General features: G+C 69.1%; 38 protein-coding genes. All 38 read left to right on the top strand.

All coding sequences use genetic code 11. The features are described 5' to 3' along the window. Window positions 1-4: 4 nt before the first annotated feature. The 38 genes from AB0J69_RS32090 to AB0J69_RS31905 all read left to right on the top strand — a co-directional run bounded on the left by AB0J69_RS32090 (window position 5) and on the right by AB0J69_RS31905 (window position 22,325). Window positions 5-382 (top strand): hypothetical protein, encoded by a 378-nt coding sequence (locus tag AB0J69_RS32090; protein ID WP_364124769.1) that lies wholly within the window; start codon window positions 5-7, stop codon window positions 380-382. Window positions 383-385: 3 nt separating this feature from the next. Next, complete coding sequence (locus AB0J69_RS32085; RefSeq protein ID WP_364124766.1) at window positions 386-1,255, top strand: DUF2303 family protein; 870 nt, start codon at window positions 386-388, stop codon at window positions 1,253-1,255. Next, window positions 1,255-1,680 (top strand): hypothetical protein, encoded by a 426-nt coding sequence (locus AB0J69_RS32080; RefSeq protein ID WP_364124763.1) that lies wholly within the window; start codon window positions 1,255-1,257, stop codon window positions 1,678-1,680. Before AB0J69_RS32085 ends, AB0J69_RS32080 begins: the two co-directional genes overlap by 1 nt. Then, window positions 1,677-2,027 carry a hypothetical protein gene (locus AB0J69_RS32075; RefSeq protein ID WP_364124760.1) on the top strand — a complete coding sequence of 117 codons (351 nt, stop codon included), beginning with the start codon at window positions 1,677-1,679 and terminating at the stop codon, window positions 2,025-2,027. The genes AB0J69_RS32080 and AB0J69_RS32075 overlap by 4 nt, the downstream gene beginning before the upstream one ends. Further along, a complete protein-coding gene (locus AB0J69_RS32070) occupies window positions 2,024-2,524 on the top strand; it encodes an SLOG family protein (RefSeq protein ID WP_364124757.1) in 501 nt (166 codons plus the stop codon). The genes AB0J69_RS32075 and AB0J69_RS32070 overlap by 4 nt, the downstream gene beginning before the upstream one ends. 38 nt (window positions 2,525-2,562) lie before the next feature. Beyond that, on the top strand, window positions 2,563-3,954 hold the full coding sequence (locus AB0J69_RS32065; RefSeq protein WP_364124754.1) for a DnaB-like helicase N-terminal domain-containing protein: 1,392 nt from the start codon (window positions 2,563-2,565) through the stop codon (window positions 3,952-3,954). A 466-nt stretch (window positions 3,955-4,420) separates the two neighbouring features. After that, window positions 4,421-4,897 (top strand): hypothetical protein, encoded by a 477-nt coding sequence (locus AB0J69_RS32060; RefSeq protein WP_364124751.1) that lies wholly within the window; start codon window positions 4,421-4,423, stop codon window positions 4,895-4,897. Next, window positions 4,894-5,223 (top strand): hypothetical protein, encoded by a 330-nt coding sequence (locus AB0J69_RS32055; protein WP_364124749.1) that lies wholly within the window; start codon window positions 4,894-4,896, stop codon window positions 5,221-5,223. Before AB0J69_RS32060 ends, AB0J69_RS32055 begins: the two co-directional genes overlap by 4 nt. Continuing rightward, window positions 5,220-5,516, top strand: coding sequence for a hypothetical protein (locus tag AB0J69_RS32050; protein WP_364124746.1), 297 nt, complete (start codon window positions 5,220-5,222; stop codon window positions 5,514-5,516). Before AB0J69_RS32055 ends, AB0J69_RS32050 begins: the two co-directional genes overlap by 4 nt. Continuing rightward, window positions 5,513-5,908 (top strand): hypothetical protein, encoded by a 396-nt coding sequence (locus AB0J69_RS32045; protein ID WP_364124743.1) that lies wholly within the window; start codon window positions 5,513-5,515, stop codon window positions 5,906-5,908. The genes AB0J69_RS32050 and AB0J69_RS32045 overlap by 4 nt, the downstream gene beginning before the upstream one ends. Continuing rightward, window positions 5,905-6,285, top strand: a complete 381-nt coding sequence (locus AB0J69_RS32040) for a hypothetical protein (protein WP_364124740.1) — start codon at window positions 5,905-5,907, stop codon at window positions 6,283-6,285. The genes AB0J69_RS32045 and AB0J69_RS32040 overlap by 4 nt, the downstream gene beginning before the upstream one ends. After that, window positions 6,282-6,728: a hypothetical protein gene (locus AB0J69_RS32035; RefSeq protein ID WP_364124737.1), complete on the top strand. Its 447-nt coding sequence runs from the start codon at window positions 6,282-6,284 to the stop codon at window positions 6,726-6,728. The genes AB0J69_RS32040 and AB0J69_RS32035 overlap by 4 nt, the downstream gene beginning before the upstream one ends. After that, complete coding sequence (locus AB0J69_RS32030; RefSeq protein WP_364124734.1) at window positions 6,721-6,996, top strand: hypothetical protein; 276 nt, start codon at window positions 6,721-6,723, stop codon at window positions 6,994-6,996. Before AB0J69_RS32035 ends, AB0J69_RS32030 begins: the two co-directional genes overlap by 8 nt. After that, entirely contained in the window at window positions 6,993-7,661 is a 669-nt protein-coding gene (locus tag AB0J69_RS32025; protein ID WP_364124732.1) for a hypothetical protein, read from the top strand. The genes AB0J69_RS32030 and AB0J69_RS32025 overlap by 4 nt, the downstream gene beginning before the upstream one ends. After that, on the top strand, window positions 7,658-8,017 hold the full coding sequence (locus tag AB0J69_RS32020; protein ID WP_364124729.1) for a hypothetical protein: 360 nt from the start codon (window positions 7,658-7,660) through the stop codon (window positions 8,015-8,017). The genes AB0J69_RS32025 and AB0J69_RS32020 overlap by 4 nt, the downstream gene beginning before the upstream one ends. Then, window positions 8,014-8,421: a DUF6221 family protein gene (locus AB0J69_RS32015; protein ID WP_364124726.1), complete on the top strand. Its 408-nt coding sequence runs from the start codon at window positions 8,014-8,016 to the stop codon at window positions 8,419-8,421. Before AB0J69_RS32020 ends, AB0J69_RS32015 begins: the two co-directional genes overlap by 4 nt. Then, entirely contained in the window at window positions 8,418-8,678 is a 261-nt protein-coding gene (locus AB0J69_RS32010; RefSeq protein WP_364124723.1) for a hypothetical protein, read from the top strand. Before AB0J69_RS32015 ends, AB0J69_RS32010 begins: the two co-directional genes overlap by 4 nt. A gap of 151 nt (window positions 8,679-8,829) precedes the next feature. Then, the gene (locus AB0J69_RS32005) at window positions 8,830-9,204 is read left to right on the top strand and encodes a hypothetical protein (protein ID WP_364124722.1); all 375 of its coding nucleotides are present in this window, start codon (window positions 8,830-8,832) and stop codon (window positions 9,202-9,204) included. Between the two features lie 186 nt (window positions 9,205-9,390). Then, window positions 9,391-9,795: a hypothetical protein gene (locus AB0J69_RS32000; RefSeq protein WP_364124719.1), complete on the top strand. Its 405-nt coding sequence runs from the start codon at window positions 9,391-9,393 to the stop codon at window positions 9,793-9,795. Between the two features lie 32 nt (window positions 9,796-9,827). After that, a complete protein-coding gene (locus AB0J69_RS31995; RefSeq protein ID WP_364124717.1) occupies window positions 9,828-10,535 on the top strand; it encodes a hypothetical protein in 708 nt (235 codons plus the stop codon). Window positions 10,536-10,547: 12 nt separating this feature from the next. Beyond that, the gene (locus AB0J69_RS31990) at window positions 10,548-10,685 is read left to right on the top strand and encodes a hypothetical protein (protein ID WP_364124714.1); all 138 of its coding nucleotides are present in this window, start codon (window positions 10,548-10,550) and stop codon (window positions 10,683-10,685) included. 4 nt (window positions 10,686-10,689) lie between these two features. Continuing rightward, complete coding sequence (locus AB0J69_RS31985) at window positions 10,690-10,908, top strand: hypothetical protein (protein WP_364124712.1); 219 nt, start codon at window positions 10,690-10,692, stop codon at window positions 10,906-10,908. Continuing rightward, window positions 10,905-11,123, top strand: coding sequence for a helix-turn-helix domain-containing protein (locus AB0J69_RS31980; protein WP_364124709.1), 219 nt, complete (start codon window positions 10,905-10,907; stop codon window positions 11,121-11,123). The genes AB0J69_RS31985 and AB0J69_RS31980 overlap by 4 nt, the downstream gene beginning before the upstream one ends. Window positions 11,124-11,329: 206 nt before the next feature. Beyond that, entirely contained in the window at window positions 11,330-12,103 is a 774-nt protein-coding gene (locus tag AB0J69_RS31975; RefSeq protein ID WP_364124707.1) for an AAA family ATPase, read from the top strand. Then, complete coding sequence (locus AB0J69_RS31970; protein ID WP_364124704.1) at window positions 12,103-12,243, top strand: hypothetical protein; 141 nt, start codon at window positions 12,103-12,105, stop codon at window positions 12,241-12,243. Before AB0J69_RS31975 ends, AB0J69_RS31970 begins: the two co-directional genes overlap by 1 nt. A 222-nt stretch (window positions 12,244-12,465) precedes the next feature. Then, window positions 12,466-13,026, top strand: a complete 561-nt coding sequence (locus tag AB0J69_RS31965; protein WP_364124701.1) for a P27 family phage terminase small subunit — start codon at window positions 12,466-12,468, stop codon at window positions 13,024-13,026. A gap of 6 nt (window positions 13,027-13,032) precedes the next feature. Continuing rightward, complete coding sequence (locus tag AB0J69_RS31960) at window positions 13,033-14,523, top strand: terminase TerL endonuclease subunit (protein WP_364124697.1); 1,491 nt, start codon at window positions 13,033-13,035, stop codon at window positions 14,521-14,523. A gap of 13 nt (window positions 14,524-14,536) precedes the next feature. Next, on the top strand, window positions 14,537-14,755 hold the full coding sequence (locus tag AB0J69_RS31955) for a hypothetical protein (protein WP_364124694.1): 219 nt from the start codon (window positions 14,537-14,539) through the stop codon (window positions 14,753-14,755). Continuing rightward, window positions 14,752-16,008, top strand: coding sequence for a phage portal protein (locus AB0J69_RS31950; RefSeq protein ID WP_364124691.1), 1,257 nt, complete (start codon window positions 14,752-14,754; stop codon window positions 16,006-16,008). Before AB0J69_RS31955 ends, AB0J69_RS31950 begins: the two co-directional genes overlap by 4 nt. A gap of 2 nt (window positions 16,009-16,010) precedes the next feature. Then, entirely contained in the window at window positions 16,011-16,811 is an 801-nt protein-coding gene (locus tag AB0J69_RS31945) for an HK97 family phage prohead protease (RefSeq protein ID WP_364124688.1), read from the top strand. Window positions 16,812-16,871: 60 nt separating this feature from the next. Then, window positions 16,872-18,116 (top strand): phage major capsid protein, encoded by a 1,245-nt coding sequence (locus AB0J69_RS31940; protein ID WP_364124686.1) that lies wholly within the window; start codon window positions 16,872-16,874, stop codon window positions 18,114-18,116. Between the two features lie 15 nt (window positions 18,117-18,131). Continuing rightward, window positions 18,132-18,539 carry a hypothetical protein gene (locus AB0J69_RS31935; protein WP_364124682.1) on the top strand — a complete coding sequence of 136 codons (408 nt, stop codon included), beginning with the start codon at window positions 18,132-18,134 and terminating at the stop codon, window positions 18,537-18,539. Between the two features lie 4 nt (window positions 18,540-18,543). After that, complete coding sequence (locus tag AB0J69_RS31930; protein WP_364124679.1) at window positions 18,544-18,777, top strand: hypothetical protein; 234 nt, start codon at window positions 18,544-18,546, stop codon at window positions 18,775-18,777. A 63-nt stretch (window positions 18,778-18,840) separates the two neighbouring features. Continuing rightward, the gene (locus AB0J69_RS31925; protein WP_364124677.1) at window positions 18,841-19,242 is read left to right on the top strand and encodes a hypothetical protein; all 402 of its coding nucleotides are present in this window, start codon (window positions 18,841-18,843) and stop codon (window positions 19,240-19,242) included. A 2-nt stretch (window positions 19,243-19,244) separates the two neighbouring features. Beyond that, entirely contained in the window at window positions 19,245-19,544 is a 300-nt protein-coding gene (locus AB0J69_RS31920; protein ID WP_364124675.1) for a hypothetical protein, read from the top strand. Window positions 19,545-19,570: 26 nt separating this feature from the next. Then, window positions 19,571-21,055 carry a hypothetical protein gene (locus AB0J69_RS31915; protein WP_364124673.1) on the top strand — a complete coding sequence of 495 codons (1,485 nt, stop codon included), beginning with the start codon at window positions 19,571-19,573 and terminating at the stop codon, window positions 21,053-21,055. Next, a complete protein-coding gene (locus AB0J69_RS31910) occupies window positions 21,052-21,864 on the top strand; it encodes a hypothetical protein (RefSeq protein ID WP_364124670.1) in 813 nt (270 codons plus the stop codon). The genes AB0J69_RS31915 and AB0J69_RS31910 overlap by 4 nt, the downstream gene beginning before the upstream one ends. Then, window positions 21,861-22,325 carry a hypothetical protein gene (locus AB0J69_RS31905; RefSeq protein ID WP_364124668.1) on the top strand — a complete coding sequence of 155 codons (465 nt, stop codon included), beginning with the start codon at window positions 21,861-21,863 and terminating at the stop codon, window positions 22,323-22,325. Before AB0J69_RS31910 ends, AB0J69_RS31905 begins: the two co-directional genes overlap by 4 nt. Window position 22,326 lies beyond the last annotated feature (1 nt).

Here is a 22,326-nt window from a genome sequence, read left to right as displayed (position 1 = left end):
CCACGTGACCGACCAGACCACCGAAGACGACGGCAAGCAGGTACGCCCGTTCGCCGCCATGCTCCAGGAGATCCAGGGCGGCGCCGTCGCCGACCAGGCCGCCACCGCCCTCCAGGAGCTCGTCTCTGCCGTCAACGAGCTCGGCAAGAAGGGCGAGATGACCGTGAAGATCACGGTCCAGCCGCTCAAGGGCAACTCCCAGGCGCTGAACGTCTCCGGCGACGTCACCAGCAAGCCGCCGCGCCCCGAACCCGCCGCCGGAGTCTTCTTCTTCGACGAAGACGGCAACCTCCTGCGCGACAACCCCAAGCAGGCCGCCATCCCCGGCGTGCTGCGCGAAATCAAGCAGGCCGTCAACCACGACAACATCCGAGAGGTCTAACCCGTGCCCGCCAACGACACCACCCGCACCGAGAACGACGCCGTCATCCAGATCGCGCAGGAAGCCGCCCGCGCCCAGGCCGCCCCCGTGGCCGTCCAGCCCGGCAGCATGTACGCGTTCCCCACCGCCGACGGGTACAAACTGCTCGACCTCGACAACGACGGCTACACCGACCGCCTGCCCGCACCCCAGCGCAAGCGCGGCATCACCACCGTCGAGGACATCGACTCGTTCCTCACCTACTACGCCAAGCACGCCGACGCGAACACCGAGACGTACGTCGACGTCGACAGCCGCCGCATCACCGCCGTCCTCAACGCGCACAGCCCCGACGGGCCGCGCTGGGGCGACCACCGGCTCGTCTTGGAGTTGAAGTGCACCCGCGCCTGGCTGGAGTGGACGCGCTTCGACCGCAAGCCGCTGACCCAGCAGGAGTTCGCCGAGCACATCGAGAACCACCTCGACGACATCATCGAACCCCAGCCAGCCCAGATGCTGGAGATCGCCACCACGTTCCAGGCCAAGCAGAAGGTGTCCTTCTCCTCAGCCACCCGGCTGTCGTCCGGCGACGTGAACATCGCCTGGGAGGAGACCACCGACGCCACCGCCGGGAGCAAGGGCCAGCTCAAGGTTCCCACCGAGTTCAAGATCGCGGTGGTGGTCCTGGAGTTGCCCGTGCCCGAGGGGGAGGACCCGACGGTGCACGGGTTGCAGGCCCGGTTCCGCTACCGCATCGACCGGGGCAATCTGCAGGTCTCCTACCTGCTGGCCAAGCCGGAGGCCGTGCTGCGCGACGCGGTGCTCGCGGTCGTCGGACAGGTCGAGAAGGCTCTGGAGACGCAGGTCCTGCGCGGCACCCCGGCGAGCGCGTGATGCTCCGGGACTGGATCCGCCGCAAGCAGACGCTCATCGCCGCGCGCGACGACGCCCGCTCCTGGAGCGCGAAGCTCACGGCCGAGCTGGAGCACCTGAGCAACGAGAACGCGGGTCTGAAGCTCAGCCTCGCCACCAACCGCGTAGAGATCAACAACCTGAAGGACGTGAACGACAAGCTCGCCGTTCGCCTCGCCGAGGCTTTGCACGACCGCGATCAGGCCCGGCACGAACTGGCCGAGCTCCGAGAACTGGCCGCGCTCGACGAGCCGCCGGCGGAGGAGGCCGACGAGAGCACCAGCGAGCCGCAAGACGTCAGCGCCCTGAAGGCGCAGCTGCGGGGCGAGACGGCCCGGGCCAACGCACTCGCCCGGAGCCTGGACGACCTCACGCAGAAGAGCCTGATGGTGGACCGAGTCCCGTGACAGGACCCTGCAAGCACTGGAGTGGCGCCGCGGTCGCGTACTGCGGCGCCACTCCGGCACGCCCGTATCTGCAGGGCATGCGCTGCGCCGATCACACGCCCTCGGCGCTGGCCGGCAAGCCGGAGCCGGGGGAGAGCGCGTACTGCGCTCCGGCGCGCTGCTACTGCGGTGAACACCCGTGGTGGACGCCTGCCAACCCGTACGCCTCGCTGGCCGATTCGTGGGTCACCGACGCCCGCGCCATCGCCTCCGGCAAACGCCGCGCCTCACCAGCAGTCCAGGCCGCTGCCAAGGAGACCGTGGCCGAGCAGCAGGAACGCAAGCAACGACTCAGGAGGGGCGCATGACCTACACCGTGCTCGTGACCGGCTCGCGAACGTACGACGACGAGCAGGAGATCCGCGACGCCCTCGCCCCCACCATCGCTGCTCACGGCCCCGAAAACGTCACCGTACGGCACGGCCACTGCCGCAAGGGCGCCGACGAGCTCATCGACCGCATCGCCACCGCCTGGACCGGCGTCACCGTGCAACGCCGCCCCGCCGACTGGGCCACCTGCAAGGGCCCCCAGTGCACACCCCACCACCGCCGCCAGCGCCGCGACGGCACCACCTATTGCCCGGCCGCCGGCGTCATCCGCGACGCCGAGATGGTCGACGAGGGAGCCGAGGAGTGCCTCGCCTTCATCGACCCGTGCGCCAAGCGGGGGTGCCGGAAAGCCCGTCCGCACGGCTCGCATGGCGCCACCGCGACGGCCGACCTCGCCGAGGCCGCCGGCATCCCCACCCGCCGATTCCCCCAGGAGACGCACCAGCGACATAGACCGGCCCCGCCCCGCACCTGACCCATCCACCGAGCAGCACCAGCACCAAGGGGAACCGGTTGACCATCGCGGACTTCGCCCAGGAGCCCCCGCACGACATCGACGCGGAACAGGCGATCCTCGGCGTCTGCATGCACTCGCAGTACATCGTCCCCCATATCCGCCGCGTCCTCCCGGACCCCACCGTCTTCTTCCGCCCCGCCCACCAGCAGATCTACTCCGCCATCCTCGAGCTGTACGACGGCGACGCCCCGACCGACCCCGTCTCCGTCAAGGACCTGCTCGACCAGCTGGGCATCCTGGGCCGCTGCGGCGGCCACCTGTACCTGTTCGAGCTGTTCCAGCTAGCCCCCACCGCTGGAGACCCACAGCATCACGCCAAGATCGTCCTCCGGCACGCGCGCCGCCGCGCCGGCATCATGGCCGCCCGCCAGGCCCTGCAACGCCTGGAGAGTAGCGACGGCTTCGACGACGTCTCCGGCGCCCTCACCGACGCCCGCGACATCCTCGACAAGGCCGCCCACGACACCGCGCCCACCACGGCCAAGGTCCGCAACATCGACGAGTTCCTCGCCTCCGTCGACGAGAACGCCCCGTACGACTGGGTCATCCCCGACCTGCTCGAGCGGCACGACCGGCTCATCGTCACCGGGCCCGAGGGCGGCGGGAAGTCGACGTGGCTGCGCCAGATCGGCGTCATGGCCGCGGCCGGCCTCCACCCCATCACGGGCGAGGTCATCGATCCCGTCCGGGTCCTGTCCGTAGACCTGGAGAACTCCGAGCTGCAGTCTGCGCGCGCCCTCCGGCCGCTGCGCGTCCAGGCCGGAGACCTCCTCAAGCCCGACCAGCTCCACATCGAGGTGCGCATGGCAGGTATCGACCTCACCCAGGCCGAGGACCGCGCGTGGCTGGCCCAGATCGCCATGGAGACCCGGCCGGACGTCCTCATCACCGGCCCCATCTACAAGATGGCGTCCGGCGACCCGACCGAGGAGAAGTCCGCCAAGCCCGTCGCGATGGCCCTGGACGCGATCAGGGAGCGCGTCGGCTGCGCCCTGGTGTTGGAGGCGCACGCCCCCAAGAAGCCCTCTGGGACGACCAAGAGGCCGCGGGAGCCGTACGGCTGGTCGGGGTGGCTGCGGTGGCCGGAGTTCGGTGTGTGGCTGGACGAGGACGGCTCGATCGAGCACTGGCGTGGCCAGCGGGACAAGCGGAAGTGGCCGGCTGCTCTGGCGCGGGGTGGTGCGTGGCCGTGGTCGCCGGTGTCGGACGAAATTGAATTGAAGTGGATTCAGATCAAGAAAGCGCGCGAATTGGCTGGGAAAAAGATGGCGCAGCGCGATGTTTCGGCCGCCACGGGGATCCCTCGGAGCACCGTGCAGCGGGTTCTGAATCGCTATCACTACGAATGGGTCGCGCTTAATGAGCAGGCCGGTGATGGCGATGAGTAGGCCGTTCGGAGCGTGGGCCACGCCGTGGGCCAGATCGGGTGTTTCCGCAGGTCAGAGGGTGGCCCACGGGGGTTTTGAGGGCCAAAACGCTGTGACCTGCGAGAACGCGATTCGGCCCACGTGGCCCACGGTGGCCTGGCCCACGATGGGCCACCGTTTGACCTGGTCAAACGCCCGAATAGGTGATCTTGGGCCACTTTTCGCGGCCCAAGATCGCCCAGCACCCGCTCTGAGCAGCGCAAACACGGGTGGCCCAAGTGGCCCCCCTATAAGGGGGAGGGTGGGCCTGGGCCACCGCCCCCACCCCACCGCCCCTCATAGCGGCACAACCCACGGTCCGGAAATCACATCACGCCCGACCGGAACCCCCTGGGCAAGCACGCCCGCATTCGCACACAAAACCGATTACCACCTTTCTCCACGCCAATCCGTCACTCACCACACCCGCCCATACGGAGGCCGCACCATGCCACGCCGCGCCGCCGCCCCCGAAAATCAACCGTCCCTATTCGACCAATTCGACCCCACACCACCACCCCCGCCGCCTCCACCCGCCCCGCCGAAGCCCCGATCCAACCGCCGTCACCGCCTCGGCCTGCCCCGCCCCTGGGCCGCCCGCACCCACGGCGAACACCTCTGCCTCGTCTGCGGCCACACCGAGGACGACGGCGCCTGCCTCAACGGGTGCGCCACCGTCTGCGGCCGACCCCAGCCACAACGGCGCGACGGGAAAGCGGCCGTCGAGGTGTGCCTGATCACCACCACGACCACGGCCCGCCTCGTCCAGGGCGCCAGCGCCTACCAGCGGCCCGGCCGCCGCCTGGCCGTCGTCACCTGCCCGCGCTGCGGACGCGTCAACTGGCATCGCCCCGCCGGAGGCCGCGCCTACCGCGTCGGCCAGTGCGGCCACCCGTACATCAGCACCGAACGGAGCACCCCATGAGCACCAGCATCTCCGCCTATGCCACCCGCGACGAGATCAAGAACCTCGTCACCCTCCTCGGCCTCCGCCCCGAAGACCCGAACCCGTACATCGACATCGACTCCACCACCGTCAACGGCCAGCACGAGAACCCCGTCACCGTGCAGCGCGCCTACCGCGAGTGCGCCGAGCGGGCCGCTGAAGACGACTTCGATCCCGGCCAGCGGCCCGAGCTGTTCGACACCGACGAAGTGACGGTCACGCCGATCGAGGAACACGACCCGGACGCGGACCGGCAAGTAGCGCAGGAGATCGTCGCCATGCTCACCGAGAGGTTCGGCCTGTGACCACCACCCGCACGCCCGCCCACGACCAGCGCGCCAAAGAGGTGGTGAAGCACTTCGCCGCCACCCTCGAGCACCTCGGCCGCATGCTGTACGCCCTCGAACAGGGCAACTGGGACTCCGCCCGCGACCACCTCTCCGACATCAGCTCGCGCGCCGCGATCACCAACGTGTGCCTCAACGTCGGCTACCCCGACGCCCGCCAGCTGCTCGCCGCCGTCCGCGAGCAGCTGCCGAAGCAGTGGGCGGACCCGATCGCCGCCTTCCTGTCGGACGAGGGAGGAGCGAACGCATGAGCCGAGTCCCCATCCGCAGCCTCGCCAAGCTGGCCAACGCCTGGGCCTCACCCGAGATGGACCGCCCCGTCTACTGGCGAACCCTCATCGGCCGCGACACCTGGGCACTCCTGCTCATCACCAAGGGCAGGCCCGGCGAGCCACCTGCCCGACCCGACCGTGCCCCCACCCCGCGCCTGTCCGTGGAATGGGCCCGCCGCACCGGCGCCGACCTGAAGCCCGATGAACTGCTGTACGAGCGGATCACCCAACACCTACGCGCGCACGTCCGAGACGAGCCCGAGGTCAACGTGACCCGCGCCGCCTCCATCGCCACCGACGCCGCGGTCGCCATGCTCACCGAATACGGCATCGACGTCGCGACGCTGCGCCGCCCCAAGGAGCAGCCGTGAAGGCCGACGTCTGCGACGCGTGCAGCCTCCCCGACCCGTACAACGGCGTAGGCGACGGCATCGGCTCCTGCTACTGCCCGCGCGGCGACTGCGGCGAACCGGACGGGTCGGTGTTCTGCACCTGCCCCAGCGAGGACGACGGGCCCGCCTGCTGGGAACTCAAGCCTGGTGGCGGTGTCCGGTGCGGCCTGGACGTGGATCACGAGGGCGAGCACGCGTTCACGATCTGGGAGGGGCCACCGAGCGATGTGAGCGTTTCTCCGGCCGTCCAGGCATCACGACCTCCGGATAACCATGATCGCCCGCCAGGCGGCCGCACGGTCCCGCCCACACCCGATTCCGCGATCACCCCCGACCACCGAAGAGAGGCACCATGACCGACACCATCAGCACGTTCGACCCGGGCATGGCTGACCAGCCTGAGACAGAGTTGCTGCGGTCCTACCGGAGCATCCTCGACCACTGCCTCCTTCCCTACCTGCGCGTCATGCGCTACCGCGACTCGCTGGTCGGGACGATGATGTCCGGCATCGAAGCCGTGCGTGACCACCAACTGGAGCAGCTGCGCAAGGAGCGCGACCAGGCCATCGCCCACGACCGCCAGCCGTACCCAACCCAATGGGCCTACGACCAAGCATGCGCCGCCCTGGAGACGCACCGCGCCCGCGCCGACGCGGCCGAGGCCATCAACGACCGCATCGCCCAGCTCCACGGCGGCCCCCGCACCGAACGGCACGGCTCCGGCTGCGTCCAATGCGGCATCCTCTGGCCCTGCCCCACGAAACGAGCCCTCGACGGAGAGGACACCAACCGTGGCTGAAATCCGCCGCCGCGACGACCTCCCAGCTCGCGAAAGAGCCGTCTCCGTAGCCCTCGACCAGCTCAACCACATCTGCTACGGCACCACCCACAGCTGGGCCTACCCAGTCGACTTCCTGGACTTCCTCGCCGACGAGGGTTACACCGTCGTCTCCGTCGCCGACCTCGACCTCGTCATGAACCACGCCGGCAACCCCACCAAGGTCGCCGACTATCCCGCCGCCTCCGACCGCGTCCAGGCTGCGATCGAGGCAGGCCGCCGCCAATGACCCGACGCCGCGCCGAATACCTCTGCGGAGCCACCCACACCCGCAACCCCGACCAACCCCGCACCGCCGCCGACGGCATCAACCTCTGCCCAGGCTGCCGAACCGCCCTCGACCGCCACCTGCACACGCTCCCCGAGCTCCACGCCGACGTCCTCGACAGCTTCCCCACCAGCGGCACCGGCGACGGACCGCCCGTCACCGGCAGTCGCGAACCGCCCCTACCGTACAACCCGGCCGCCGGCGACTGGCTCGCCCAACTCCGACACGACCTCGGATGGCTCACCACCCTCGTCGCCACGTCGCGCGGCATCACCCCGCCCCAACCCCGTCCAGCCGTTCAGTGCGTATGGCTCGCCACCCACGCCGAATGGCTCGCCGCCCAACCCGACGCAGGCCCGTACAAAGACGCCCTGGCCGGACTCGTCGGCCGCGGCTACGCCGTGGTGGACCCGGCCCGCCGTCCCCTCGAGATCGGCCCCTGCGTCGAGCAGCTGGTCGACGAGGGCCCCTGCGACGGCACGGTGTGGGTCGCCGTACGCCGTGACGGCGACACCACCCCCAGCGTCATGTGGTGCGACACCTGCACGCTGGAGCTGGACACCACGCAGTGGAACCGCTTCGGCAAGCGCTACGAGCGCACCACCCGCGAGAGGATGGCAGGGTGAGCGACCGAGACATCCTCGACCAGATCGACGACGTCATCCACTGGAACGGCCGCAGCCCCGACGCCATGCACTGGACGGCCGAACCGCCCAAGCCCCCCACGCTGGCGCTGGACATCGACGTCGAGGCGATCGAACGCGCCTTCGCCAGACTGGGCGAGCAAATGCAGATCATCCTCCGCGCCTTCTCCTCCGCCGCCGAGCAGATGGCGCGCGGCGCAACCGTGATCTACCAGGCGTTCGACGAGATCGTGCGCATGCCCGGTATGAGCGACCTCGCCCAAGCCGAACGACAGAGGCGCCGCACGATGAAGAGCGAGTACGCCCGGCGCAGACGCGCGAGAGAACGACGGCGATGAGCGACGACCTGGTGGCGTTCCTGCGCGCGCGACTCAACGAGGCCGAACGGATGGCCTCATGGGCGCGCGGCACCATCCCCGTCCGCCGCCCCGGCGACGGCAGCGGCAACGTCCGACCCCTCCGCCGCGCAGACCAGCAGGCCCTCGACATGTACTCGGCGGCGTTTCGGCCGGAGCGGATGCTGGCCGACATCGCAGCCAAGCGCCTGATTGTGCACGCTCATGGTCAAGCGCACGAGTGCATAAGCCTGCTCGACGGCGGCGACGCCTCCACCGTGGATGGCAAGCCATGGGAATACTGGGAGCCCAGGGACACCACCGAGCACGGTCCGTGCCTGGTCCTGCGCTGCCTCGCGCTGCCGTACGCCGATCACCACGACTACCGAGAGGAATGGAGACCTTGACCGACGACTGGGAGACCGGCCCGGACGCCGCGAACGCCATCGGCGAGCCGCCCGCCCGCGTAGAAGCCCGCGTCCTGCTCCTGTACGGCGCGCAGGCCGAGATCGTCACCGCCCACCACCCCACCACCGACCCGCTGCGCGTCCCTGCAGCCGAGCTCGCCCTGCAACTCGGCGTGCCCGTCACCGAGCTCGCCGGACGCCGCTTCACAGCGGCCATCGTGGACGACCACGTGATCGAGGCGGAGCTGATTCGCTGATCAGTGACCACGGGCCGAGCAGTGGAATCGGCCCGTTTTCTACACCCGATCATCTTGCAAATATAGGGATGAACCCTGTATATTTAGGGGTGTCGGAAGGGGAAGGCAGCCCCAACCGACCAGATTGAAAACTCCACAGAGAGGGGCCAACATGGCCGACACCCCAGAACAGCGCCTCGACGACATGGCCAACGCCATCGCCCACGCGCTGACCCACCTGAGGACGGTAGCCCAGCTACTCCCCATCCCGATCGACCTCCCCATCCCGGGAGCCGACACTCCCCCCAGGGAGTTCATCGGAGCAATCGAGCGGCTGCGCACCCTGATCGAAGACGAACCCATCCCCGGCGAGGCGATGGACCACCTCGACCAGGCCACCCTGTCCGTCCTCACCGCGATCGATCTCATCCAGATCGCCCTCGCGGACGGGATCGACTGGCGATACGAAGCCGTGCACATGATCTGCACGACATCGATCCTCGCCAGCCACCTGACCCTCCTCATCCTGCGAGGGAACCAGGAATAGTCACCACCGGCCCCGGGCAGCCAGCCCGGGGCCGGGCCCCTCAACACGGAGAATCCGCCCTGCCACGGTGGCGGGCCCAGGCCCGCCACCACAAAACGCCAAAGGGCCTGGCAGAGAGGACCGAAGTCCAAAATTGGCAGCCCTGCCAGGCCCGCAGACTGACCCCCACGAAAGGAGCTCACCCACATGGTAGAACAGCACGGCATCACCACCGCCGAGATCGCCGAACGCTACGGCCGCGCCCTACGCACCGTCCAAGACGTCTGGCGAAAGCACCCCGACTGGCCGGCCCCCACCGGCAAACGCGGCCGCTGGGCCGAGTACGACGCCCAGGCCGTGGACGAGCTCGTGCGCCGCGCGTTCCTCCGCGACCCGCCGTCCGCCGAGGGCAGACCCGACGACCTGCTCACCATCGCCCAGATTGTCGAGTACACCGGCCTCACCCGCAGCACCATCGACTCCGACATCTCACGCGGCCGCATCCCACCGCCCGACGACACCGAACACGGCGTCAAGCGCTGGCGACGCTCCACCGTGGACACCGCCATGAGCCAGCGGCGCGGCTACCGGCGCTCCACGCCGTCCACGTAAACCTCAGAGCGCCCACCGTCGTCTCAACACGCGTGACACCCACGCCAACGCCATCCCCCAACACCAAATCCCTCATCGACGACATCAACTGGGACGCCGTCTCCGGCGTCGCCGACTCCGTCATGGCCATAGGCACCGTTCTCACGCTGTTGTTCATCGCCAGAACAGTTCGCCAACAAGGCAAGGCGCTGTCTCTCCAGATCACGCAACTTCAGGACCTGCAAGCCAGCAAGGAACAAGCACGTAAGGAAGCAGAACGATCAAAGCAAGAACTGAAGATGCGCCAGATGCAAGGTGTGCGAGTGAATCCGCATACCTTACGTTCGCCTACGCCCGCCGATCGTAACCGGCCTGGTACATCTCCCTCACGCCGTCTGACCGAGATGATTGACGATGAACATCACGCCGACGTTGGCGAAGAACACCAGTGGCTCAAGTGGGAGGCAGCGGCCATCCGAGTGGATAATCAAAGCGGAACGGTGATCCACAACGTCAGTTGCCATGGCGACGCACTGCCACGATCCACATGGGTCTGGCGAGAGAGCGTTGCAGTCCTCCTCGACATCTACGAAATCGACCAACTCGCGCCAGGCACAGCAGCCTGGTACGTATGGTTCGGCCCACATGAACGCGAGCTAGTACAGCAGAACGCCAGTATCCACTTCTCCGACGAAGATGGCGGTAGGTGGGCAACGGACCTGCACAATCACACGACGCGCGTTGACCACTTGTCCAGCTGAGATAATCAGCGTATGACAGCCGCCCCCACCCTGCCCTGCGACGTCATGCCCGTCGCCGACGGCGTGCTCGTCATCCCCCATGTCCTACCCCTCCACATCCCAGCGACAGCCCTCGACCTCACCGTCCGAGAATGGCTCGCCCTACCCTGAGAACATGGGCACCACTGAGGGCAAGCCAGTCGATCTACAAGGCGACAGCCTCCTCTGGCTGATCAACCGAACCGTCTTCCACCCACGCGGCTATGCCCTCGCATACAAGCCGTCCGATGGAAGCTTCACCCTGCTTGGCGATGGAACCGAACCGTGGGTATTCGGAGGCGACGGCTCTGACGAGCGTCACCACCTGGAGCGAATCCAGGAGCTCATGCCATGACGCCAGCCAACCGCATCACCACCAGCGACGCAGCCACCCTCTACGGAATCCCACCCCGCACCCTCACACGCTGGCACAACGAAGGACGCATCACCGCACAACGCCACGGCCGAGCCCTACTGTGGTCCTGCGACGAACTCGACCAGCTCACAGACCAACGACACGGCCGACGACGCTTGCCAAAGACCCCCGTAATGGCCGATCATCAGCAATAACGTGCCTGACATATCGGCACACACCCCGCTTGACCTGCGACGATGCACGTTTCCGCAGGTAGGGGGCATGTCGATCTTCAAAAGATGATCGTTAGTGACCCCGCTCGCAGTCCCCTTTTTTTCTGTACGGGTCTGGCGATCTTGGGGCCCTGCGAGCCGCCTTTCGCCTGGTGAGCGTGTCGTCAGGGGCGGTGACGATGGCTCAGATGCCCCGGATCTGCCCCGGATGCCGCCAGCGAGTGGTCGGCAAGTGCCCGATCTGCGACCAGCCGGGCCCGCGGAGGCTTCGCCAGCGAGCCGGGTACGGGCGTGACGAGAGGCGCCGGCGGGCGGACGTCGTGCGGGTGCACGTCGAGCAGCACGGGTGGGTGTGCCCTGGCTGGCAGCGGGCGCCGCATGCGTCCGAGGACCTGACCGCGGACCATGTCCAGCCGACTGCGCGCGGCGGCGATCCGGCCGGGCCGCTGCGCGTGCTGTGCCGGCCGTGCAACTCGGCCAGGCGGGCCGAGCTGGACACGCCGCAGCTGGTGGGCGTGAGCGTGACGCTGGTGGCGGGCCCGCCGTGCTCGGGCAAGAGCTCGTACGTGCGTGAGCACGCGCTGGCGAGTGACCTGGTGGTCGACTACGACCGGCTGGCGGCTGCGCTGCGGGTTGATGGCGAGATGTACGCGCATCTGGACAGTCACCGGCCGTTCGTGGCCGAGGCGAGGGACGCGGTGCTCGATCGGGTGATCCTCGGCAACCACGGCGTGCGCCGGGTGTGGGTGATGGCGACCGCGGCGAAGCGGGCGGTGCGGGAGTCGTACAGGCGCCGGTACGCGGCCGATGTGGTGGTGGTGTGGGCGCCCGAGGAGGTGTGCCTGCGACGGGCGATGGGTGAGCGGCCGCAGGCGTGGTGGGGCCATGTGCGGGGCTGGTTCGCGGCGTACGAGCCGGACGAGCGGGACACGGTGATCCGGGAGACGGCTGGGAGGTCGTGATGGTGATCGAGCTGCTGGCGTTGGTGTGCTTCCTCGCGTCGGCGATCTGGGCGGCGATCCAGCGGGCGTGGCCGGTGTGTCTGCTGGCGGCGGGCGCGACCCTGCTGGTGCTCGGTGAGACGGGGCTGCTCGATGGCTAGCGCGGACGCGGTGGTGAACGTGCGGACGGAGCTCGGCGCGACAGTGGTCCGCCCAGGCGAGACACTCGTCCTGTGCACCCCTGATAACCCATCGGCGCAGCAACGCGCAGAGATGAAGGCGCACATTGAGCGCATGCTGCCCGGCGTGCACGTCGTGATCCTTGTCGGGGTCTCCCAGGCGCTGGTGTACGAGCCTGACGAGATCCGGGCGGCAGATACCTGATGGCCGGTCGCGGGCCGGCGCCCAAGGACCCCGAGGAGAGGCAGCGCCGGAACGCGCCGAAGAACCTGGAACTCGTCATGCCCGGCGCCGAGCTCCAGGCGGCGGAAGACGACGGGCATCCGGCGGCGCCCGACTACCTGCTACCGATGACGAAGGAACGATGGGCGACCTACTGGACCTCGCCGGTGGCCAAGCTCGTCGACGCCGTCTCCGATCTGCCCGCGCTCGAGCGGCTGTTCTGGCTGTACGACGACCTCGAGCGCAGCCGCCAGGCGGTCGCCGAGACCGGCCACGTCATCAAGGGGTCCAAAGGCCAGACGGTCATGAACCCCCTGCTCCGCCACATGCAGACGCAGGCAGCCGAGACTCGCCAACTTGAGGACCGGTTCGGACTGTCACCGCGGGCCCGGCTGTCGCTCAACCTCACCCTCGGCCAGGCCGCCCAGTCACTGGCCGACCTGAACGCGCCGTTCCTGGACGCCGGGGGTGATGACGATGACCCCCGCGATGACCCACGCCTGGACGTCGTCGACGCCGAGGTGGTCGACGACGCCGGCTGAGGCCCGATGAGCCTGGCCATCGCATGCCGGCCGCTGTCGGCGCCCCGGAACCTCGGCTGGCCGTCCCACGGCCGGATCGTGTGCGCGTGGATCGAACGGCACTGCGTGTACGGCGAGGGCGACTACTTCGGCCAGCCCGTCCGGCTGCAGCGCTGGCAGAAGCAGATCATCTACTGGCTGTACGAGTACAACCCCGCGACCGGCGATCGGCGCTTCCGTGAGGCGCTCATCGAGGTGCCCAAGGGGCAGGGCAAGACCCCGCTGAACGGGTGGATCCAGCTGTTCGAGCTGCTCGGCCCGGCCTTGTTCGGACAGAAGGGGTCGCCGCTCATCCCCGTGGCGGCCGCCAGCTTCGAGCAGGCCGACCTGCTGTTCGGCGACATGAAGCACGCGTGCCGGGAGTCGCCGACGCTGCGGCATCACGTCGACGCCTACGACACTGAGATCCTCGTCCGGTCAGGGCCGGGCCGCTCGTACCGGGTCGCCGCGGTGGCCGGCACGAACGACGGCCAGAGGCCGAGCTCGATGGGCGCCGACGAGATCCACGAGTGGCTGGGGCCGAAGGAGCGCGTGCACCTGGTGCTCGTGAACGGCATGTCCAAGCGGGCCAACAGCCTGGTGGTGAACACGACCACCCCGGGCAGCAACCTGGACACGATGGCCGGGCGGAAGCACCTGTACGGCTACCGGGTGAACGCCGGCGAGGTGGACGACCCCAGGTTCATGTTCGTCCACTACGGGGTGCCGGACGGGCTGTACGACCTGACGGTGGAGGAGCAGCTGCTCGCCGCGGTGCTGGCGGCGAACCCGGCGGCCGGGACGTTCCTGCGCACCGATGACGTGGTTGCGCGCTTCTACCAGATCCCGGAGTTCGAGTACCGGCGGTACCACCTCGGGCAGTGGACGCGGGCGGATGAGTGCTGGCTGCCGCCTGGCGCGTGGGAGTCGTGCGCCGGCGAGGTGGAGATCCGGCCAGATCGGCCGTGCGTGGTCACGGTGGACATGGCGCTCAAACACGACTCGGTCGCCGTGGTGGTGGCGCAGCAACAGGACGACGGCCGGGTGGCCGTGCAATCGCGAGTGTGGGATCCGGCCGGGGACGTCATCGATGTGGCCGCGGTGGAGAACCATCTCCGCCAGCTGCACCGCGATCTGCAGGTGACCACCGTGGCGTACGACCCGGCGTACTTCCAGCGCAGCGCGGAGGTGCTGCTCGATGAGGGCTTGCCGATGGCGGAGTTCTCGCAGGGCGCGGCCAGCATGGTGCCGGCCTGCCAGGATTCCTACCGGCTCATCTGCGAGGGCCTGGTGGTGCACGGCGACGATCCGGTGCTGACGGACCACGTGCTCAGTGCGGCGGTGCGGGAGACGGACACCGGGTGGCGGCTGAGCAAGGGCCGGTCGAAGCGGAAGATCGACGCGTGCATCGCGATGGTGATGGCGCTGTTCCTGTCTCAGGTGCCTGCCGTGGTGGCGGCGCCGCCGAACCTGTGGTGAAGGGGGAGCGTGCGTGGCCGACAACCTGATCGAGGCGCTCGGATTCTGCCTGGTGATCTCGTTCGCGTGGTTCGTGTGGCCGCCGGCCGCGCTTCTGGTGGCCGGTGTCGGGTTCCTGGTGGTGGCGAACGTGCGCAGCGCGCGGAAGGCGCGCGCGCAGGGCTCGGTCGCGCCCGGGCGGGTTGAGCGGTTGGTGCGGGCGTGGCTGGCGTCGAAGGGCTCGCAGCCGTGACGATCCTGCGCGGCCTGTCGGAGATGCGGTCCCCGGAGAATCCCGCGGTGCCGTTGACTTCGGCGACGCTGCTCGACTGGATGGGCGGGACACGGACTGCCGCTGGCGTGCAGGTGTCGGAGAAGAGCTCGCTCACGTTTAGCGCGGTATGGCGCAGTACTGCGCTGATCTCCGGCGTGTCCTCGGCGCTGCCGCTGCATCCGTACAAGGACGGCGGCCACGAGCGGGCATCCTCGCCGCTGCTGAAGGATCCGCATCCTGAGCTGACACGGTTGGAGTTGTGGCGGCTCACGTTCGTGCACCGCTGCTTGTGGGGGAACAGCTACTCGCAGAAGGTGCGTGACCAGGGCGGCCGGATTCGGGAGCTGTGGCCAATCACACCGGACCGGGTGCGGGTGGAGAAGGAGCGGCCCACGCCGGCGAACCCGTCCGGGAAAGTCTTCTGGGTCACCGACGACTGGGGGCAGGTACATCGGCTGACGCGCCGCGAAATCTTGCACCTGCCGGGGATGGGCTACGACGGCGTGTGCGGCGTGTCGCCGGTTCGGGCGGCGCAGGCGGCAATCGGGCTGGGCCTCGCCGCGGAAGAGTACGGGGCCCGTCTGTTCGGCTCCGGCAACCTCATGTCCGGCATCCTGCAGACGGAGCAGCGGCTCGAGAACGACCAGGCCGACGCACTCAAGCAGCGGTGGAAGGCCAAGATGTCGGGCCTGGACAAGGCGCACGAGGTCGCAGTGCTCGACAGCGGGGCGTCGTTTCAGCCGGTGTCGCTGCCTGCGAAGGACTCGCAGTTCCTGGAGAGCAGGACGTTCGAGGTCGAGGAGATCGCGCGCTGGTTCGGCGTGCCGAGCTTCCTGATGGGGCTCACGTCCAAGAGCACCTCGTGGGGCACCGGGCTCGAGCAGCAGGCCATCGGCTGGGTCAAATTCGATCTCCATCCGACATGGCTGGCGCCGACAGAGCAGCGAATCACGAAGGAGCTCCTCGGCGCTGCGACTGAGGCCCGATACAAGATCGAGGGCCTGCTGCGCGGCGACTCGCGGGCCCGAGCCGAGTTCTACCGGGTGATGCGCGAGGTCGGCGCGTTCTCCGCGAACGACATCCGCGACCTCGAGGACCTCCCGCCGGTCGACGGCGGCGACACCTACCTGCAGCCGATGAACATGGCGCCGCTCGGCAGCGACCCCACGAGCCCTGATGAGCCGGCCGACAACGACCTTGACGACGATGACGATGATGAGGGCGGCGAGTAGAGATGACGCTGACCGTGACCACCGAGGAGCGCCGGCGGCTTGCCCTTGCAGCGACCGGCGCCGAGCTGCGCGCTGACGACACGGGCGCCGAGCGGTTCGTTGGCCTGGCCTCGCCGTTCAACTCCAGGGCGGCGATCGGGAACCCGAAGACGTGGGGGTTCTTCGAGGAATTTACGCCGGGCTGCTACACCAAGACCCTGTCCGAGGGCGATCAGCGGATGCTGATCGACCACGACTCCTACTACGTCGTCTCCAGGGCGTCGGCTGGCACGCTGACGCTGGCCCAGTCGGCACGCGGCCTGGAGGTCGACTCGGCGCTCGACAACGACCTGTCGTACGTGCGGGATCTGAAGGCCAACCTGCGCAACGGCAACATCACCGGCATGTCGATCGGCTTCTACGTGGTCAAGGACCAGTGGAGCCTGATCGAGGTCGAGGAGGAAGGCGACGACGGGAAGATCCGCGTGTACGAGGCCGAGCTGCGCACCATTCAGGAGGTGCGGCTCATCGAGGTTTCCGCGGTCACCTTCCCGGCCTTCGTCGACACGGAGGCCGAGTTGAAGAGCGTGGCGTCTGCCCTCGCACTGAGGGCCGACGTTGGCGCGGTCGAGCGCCGCGCCGTACACCGTCCCGAACTTCGGGACATTTTGCAGGTCATCGCACCGCGCGAGCCGGGTGAGTCCACTCGCGCTGACGAATCCACCGAGCCGGGAGAGACCACTCGGAGGCACGTCGAGAAGATCGACCTGGCCTTGCGGGGGCTGGCGGCCCGCTTCCCCGGGCTGAAGTTGCCCACCGCCTGACCCAATCCGATCAACGACCCCGCGCTGTCGGGGCCGTCGGCATGCCCGAGGAGGGTATCCGTGAGCGCTGCGCTCAACCGGCTCATTGATGAGCAGAACACGATCTGGACCCGGATGCAGGAAATCCGGCAGGGTCTGGACGACCGTGACATGACCGCTGAGGAGCGGGCCAACTGGGACGCCGCCGAGACCAGGCTGACCCAGGTGAGCGCCGACATCGAGCGGCTGCAGCGGGACGACTCCCGCCAGCAGATCGACCGCTCGCAGATCGTCACCGCGACCGGCCGCCAGGACGACGACGCCCAGCGGGGCGACGCTGGCGAGCGCGAGCAGCGCTACGCCGAGGCGTTCTACGGCTTCATCCGGCGCGGCCTGGAAAGGCTCACCCCGGAGCAGCGCGAGCTGCTGGCCGAGGGGTTCGGCGAGGTCCGCGCCCAGGGCACGGTCGTCGACGCCGCAGGCGGCTACCTGGTGCCCGAGGGGTTCCGCGCCACGATGACCGAGACGATGGTCGCGTTCGGCGGGCTGATGAATGTCGCCAACGTGATCACGACTGGCACCGGGCAGGACCTTCCGTGGCCGACGAACGACGACACCGCCAACAAGGGCCGGATCCTGGCCCAGAACACGCAGATCGTCGAGAGGCCTGTGACGTTCGGGCAGCGCAAGCTGTCGGCGCACACCTACACCTCCGACCTGGTGCTGGTTCACCTGGCCCTGCTGCAGGACAGCGTGTTCGACCTGGAGAGCTGGCTGCCGGGCGTGCTCGGCACCCGGATCGGTCGCGCGGTGGCCGAGGACCTGTGTGTCGGCACCGGCATCGACGAGCCCGAGGGCGTCACCGTGGGCGGCACCGTCGGGAAGACCGGCGCCGTGTCGGCCACGGCGGTCATCACCTACGACGACACCGTGGATCTGGAGCACTCGGTCAACTCGGCCTATCGGGGCAACGCCCGGTATGTGTTCGCGGACAGCATGCTGAAGCTGCTGCGCAAGCTGAAGGACGCCGACGGGCGCCCGATCTGGCAGCCGATCCCGGCTCCCGGCTTCCCGGCCACGATCAACGGGTTCGGTTACACGGTCGACGACGACATGCCCGACCCGGCTGTCAGCGCGAAGAGCATCGCGTTCGGCGACTTCAAGCGGGGCTACATCGTCCGTCAGGTGCGCGACGTCCAGGTCATGATCATGCGGGAGCGGTACGCGGACTATCTGCAGGTGGGGTTCCACGGTTTCGCCCGCCTCGACGGCCGCATCGACGACGCTGCGGCGTTCAGGGTGTTCCAGCACGGCGCCGCGAGCTAGGAGAGGAGAAGCATCGTGAAGGACCTGTACAGCAACGTCCTGCTCAAGCAGTCGCTGCTGCCGGCGACGCGCACCAACGGCACGGTCAACGGCAGCGTGGTGGACCGCAAGGAGGATGGCTGCGACTTCCAGGCCGCGCTCGTGCTGGTTACGGCGGGCACTATTACGGACGGCACGCACACGATCGAGGTGCAGGACTCCGACGACGGCACGAACTTCACGGCCGTCGCCGATGCGTTCCTGCAGGGCACGGAGCCGGCCATCGTGGCGGCCGACGACAACAAGGATTACGCGATCGGCTACCTCGGGCTGAAGCGCTATCTGCGGGTGGCTGTCACCACGGCGGGTGCGACGACCGGCGGCTTGTTCGGCGCAGCCGTGCTGCTCGGTTCGCCTGCGGTGGCGCCTGTGGTGAGGAACTGACGCCATGCCGAAGGTGCGGATCCTGACCGGCGTGTCCGGCGTGGACGTGAACTACGTGCGGGGCGACGTGGTCGAGCTGCCCGGCTCGACCGCGGCGTCCTGGGTCGAGTCGGGCATGGCCGAGCTCGTGCGCGGCGAGGAGCCGGAAACGCCCGAGACGCCCGAGACGGCGGCTGCGCCGGAGCCGGAGACCGCGTCTCCGCGGTCCCGGGCCGGCCGGGCGCGGAAGTCCGGCTGATCAACGTGGAGGGGCTGCTAGCGCGGGGCGGCCCCTCCATTCACATACGCCTGGAGGTGGGCCGTGGCCGACAACCTGACTGATACCGCTGAGAACCTGCTGCTCGACTGGATCAACGTTGTTGGGACGCCAACCCGTCCCACGGCGCCGCTGAAGTGCCGGCTGATGACGGCCAACGGCAGCGACACGGCGGCCGGCACCGAGGTGGCCAACGCCGGCGGCTCCACCTACGCCTCGCAGAACGTCACCGTGGCCGCGGCCTCTGTGGCTGGCGGCGCCACGTCGAACACCTCGACGCTCTCGTTCGCCAACATGCCGGCCTGCACGGTTGTCGGTGTGGAGATCTGGGACAGTGCCGGTTCGCCGGTCCGGATCTGGCACGGCGCGTTGGTCGCGAGCAAGACGGTCAACCTGGGCGACACGTTCGAGATCCCCGCCGGTGATCTCGACCTCACGTTGGGATAGATGTGACTGCAGGTATCCCGATCAACCAGGATCGGATCAACACGCAGGCCGGGGCCATCGCGGCGTCCGTCTTCTCGGCGCTGCAGAACGTCGAGGAGTTCAAGGCCTGGCTGGACACCATCTCGGTCAACGATCTGGAGACGGTCTACGGTTTCTCTGCCGACGACGCGAACGTGCTGAAGTCGGCGTACGCGGACCTCGCCGACCTCGTGGCGATCTGGGCGGGCGGCGCACCGGCGGCCACGTTGCCGCACGACTACCGCGTCTTCGCCCGGCGGCTCATCGGAGTCGGGGTCTACTGACCGCGCGAGGGTGACGGGGAGGCTGGATGGCTACTCCCACGGTCCGTGAAGTCGTGTCGGCCGCCGTCAGCGGCGGTCCCGCCACCGTGGTCACCGGGGCAGGCACTCAAGCCAACGACCTGCTGGTCACCTTCCACGGCAGCAACTACTACAACATCGCGAACTGGCCAGGCCCGCCGACCGGCACCGCCGGCACGTGGACGGAGCAGGCCAGCGGCGATGCGGGCGCCGACAACGCCCACCTGAAGGCGTTCAGCCGGCCGGTGACGGTCGGCGGCGCCCAGACGGTCACCGTGGCCCCGATCAACAACGAAGAGACCTACCAGATCACCTATGTGATCGTCGGTGACAGCCTCGCGGTGGACGATGCCGCCGGGTCCGGCTCGCCCACCGCGACCACATCGCCGGTGGCGCCAGGGGCCTCACCGAGCGGCGCGGACGACCTGCTGCTGTGCGCCTGGCAGACCGGCACACCACACACCCGCGTCGACTTCACCGCAGCCGCCGGGATGACCGACCTCACGGAGGTCGAGGACGCGGCGTTCTCCACGCTAGGGTCGGCCCGCCAAGCACTGACGTCGTCGGGGCCCACAGGCACCCGCACGGCGACCATCAACGCAGGCCGCGCCTATGCTGCGGTCACCGTGGCCATCTCCGCCACGAGCGGCGCGGCCGTCGTGACCGGGGCGGCAGCGCTGTCCGCGTCCGCCGCCATGACCGTGCAGGCCCGCCGGGTCGTACGCGGCGCCGCGGCGTTCACGGCTCACGGAACGCTGGCGGCTGCCGCCCGTGCCCGGGTGCGGGCCTCGACGTCCATGTCGGCCACGTCGGCGCTCGCGGCGGCCGCCAGGGTCGTAGTCCGGGCCGCGGCGGCGTTGTCCGGCACGAGCGGCGCCGTGGTCACGGGCAGGGTGCGCGTCCGGGCCAGTGCGCACCTGAGCGGCGTATCAGCCCTGACCGGTGCGGCCCGGGTTCGTGTCATCGCGGCCGCCGCGATGAGCGGCAACGGATCGCTCACGGCATCGGCTGGCGGGGCTGTGACCGGCGCGGTGGTGCTGTCGGCGCAGACGGGCCTGAACGCGGCGGCCAGGGTGCGGGCGTTGGCCGCGGCTCCGATGTCGGCTACCGGCTCGCTGGCGGCTCGGGGTGTTGCCGTGCGGCTGGGCGCCGCCGCGCTGTCCGCGCAGGCGACGTTGACGGTCAGGACCGGCGCAACCTCGGGGGCCGCTTCCCTGTCGGCCGTGGCCAGTCTGGTCGCGGCCGGGCTCGTCCGCCAGCTCGCTGCGGTGCAGGCCTCCGGCCGGTCCGATCTGACCGCTCGTGGCGTGGTGACCGTGTACGCCGCCGCCCACCTTCAGGCCACGGCCAGCCTGGTCGTCGCGGTGGCGTCCGGTGGGCCGGCTCGCCTGTCCGCCTCGTCTCGTCCGTCCGTTGAGCTCGACGCCACGGCGTCCCCGCTGGGGGTCATGTCGAGCTCGTCGGTTCCGCTGATCAGGTTGGAGGGTCGATGAGCACGTACGCGTTCGGCGCCGCCGTACACCTGGCCACCACGGTCAAGGACTTGGCCGGGGCGCCCGTCACGCCGACGACGATCACCCTGTCGATCATGCTTCCCGACGGCAGCGTCGACGGCCCGTTTGTCCCCGTCTCGGACGGTGGCGGCGGCGCCTACCACTACGACTTCACCCCGACGCAGGCCGGGCGGCACATCGCCCGCTGGGTCACCACGGGCCCGGTCGGCGCGGACGAGGAGACGTTCGACGTCTCCGCGCAGTGGGCCGGGGCCGGGGTCATCTCGATGCGCGCCGCGAAGAAGCAGCTGAACATCGACGAGGACGACCACGACGACGACGAGGAGATCGCCGACCACATCCGGTCGACGACGGCCGTGTGCGAGCGGTACGCGGGCGCGCTGGTCCGGGCCACGCACGTGGAGAAACACATGGGCGGGTACGGGCTGGCGCTCAACCACGCGCCCGTGCTCGAGCTGGTCAGCGTGGTGGCGATCCAGACCGGCGGCGTCGACCAGGCGGTCACGGATCTCGACCTGGACGGGCCGACCGGGATCGTGACCCGGCTGGACGGCGGCAGGATGTGCGGACCGGTGCGGGTGACGTACGTGGCCGGCCGTACAGAGATCCCGGCCAACGTGACGCAGGCGGCGAAAATCCAGGTCCAGCACCTGTGGGAGACGCAGCGCGGCACGATGGGCGGCGTCCGGGTCGGCGGCTCAGATGAGGTGTACGACCCGCGGTTCGGGTTCACCATCCCCCGCAGGGTGATCGAGCTCCTGGGCGAGCAGCCTCCGGGGATCGCATGACGACGACGTCGCGGGTGCCGGCGGTCATCGACGGCCTGGTCGACTTCTTCGAGGCTGCGACTGGGCTGGCCGCCGTGAAGATCGTGGACGGTCCGATCGTCACCAACGCCCCGCTGAAGGAAGCGATCTACGTGGGGTACGACGGCGACCCCGACGGCGAGGGCCAGGCGGCCGACGTCACGCAGGAGTGGGCGTCGATCGGCCAGCGGGCCCGCGACGAGACGATCCTCATCACGTGCGCTGTGGTGGTGTGGCGCGGCGACACGAAGGTGCGACCGGTGCGACTGCGCACCTACGAGCTGCTGGCCGAGGTGGAGAACGCGCTGCGCGCGGATCCGTCACTCGGTCTGCCGCCGCCGACCGTGGCGGCCTGGGCGTCCGGCCAGCTGTACCAGTCGCAGAGGCAGTCCGGCATGGAGTGCCGCATCCCGTTTCAAATCCAGGTCAAGACGCGGATCTAGT

Source organism: Nonomuraea sp. NPDC049709, from assembly GCF_040674815.1.
Classification (GTDB): domain Bacteria; phylum Actinomycetota; class Actinomycetes; order Streptosporangiales; family Streptosporangiaceae; genus Nonomuraea.
Note: the sequence above shows the minus strand (reverse complement) of the source record. Positions and strands in the feature narration are given on the sequence as shown.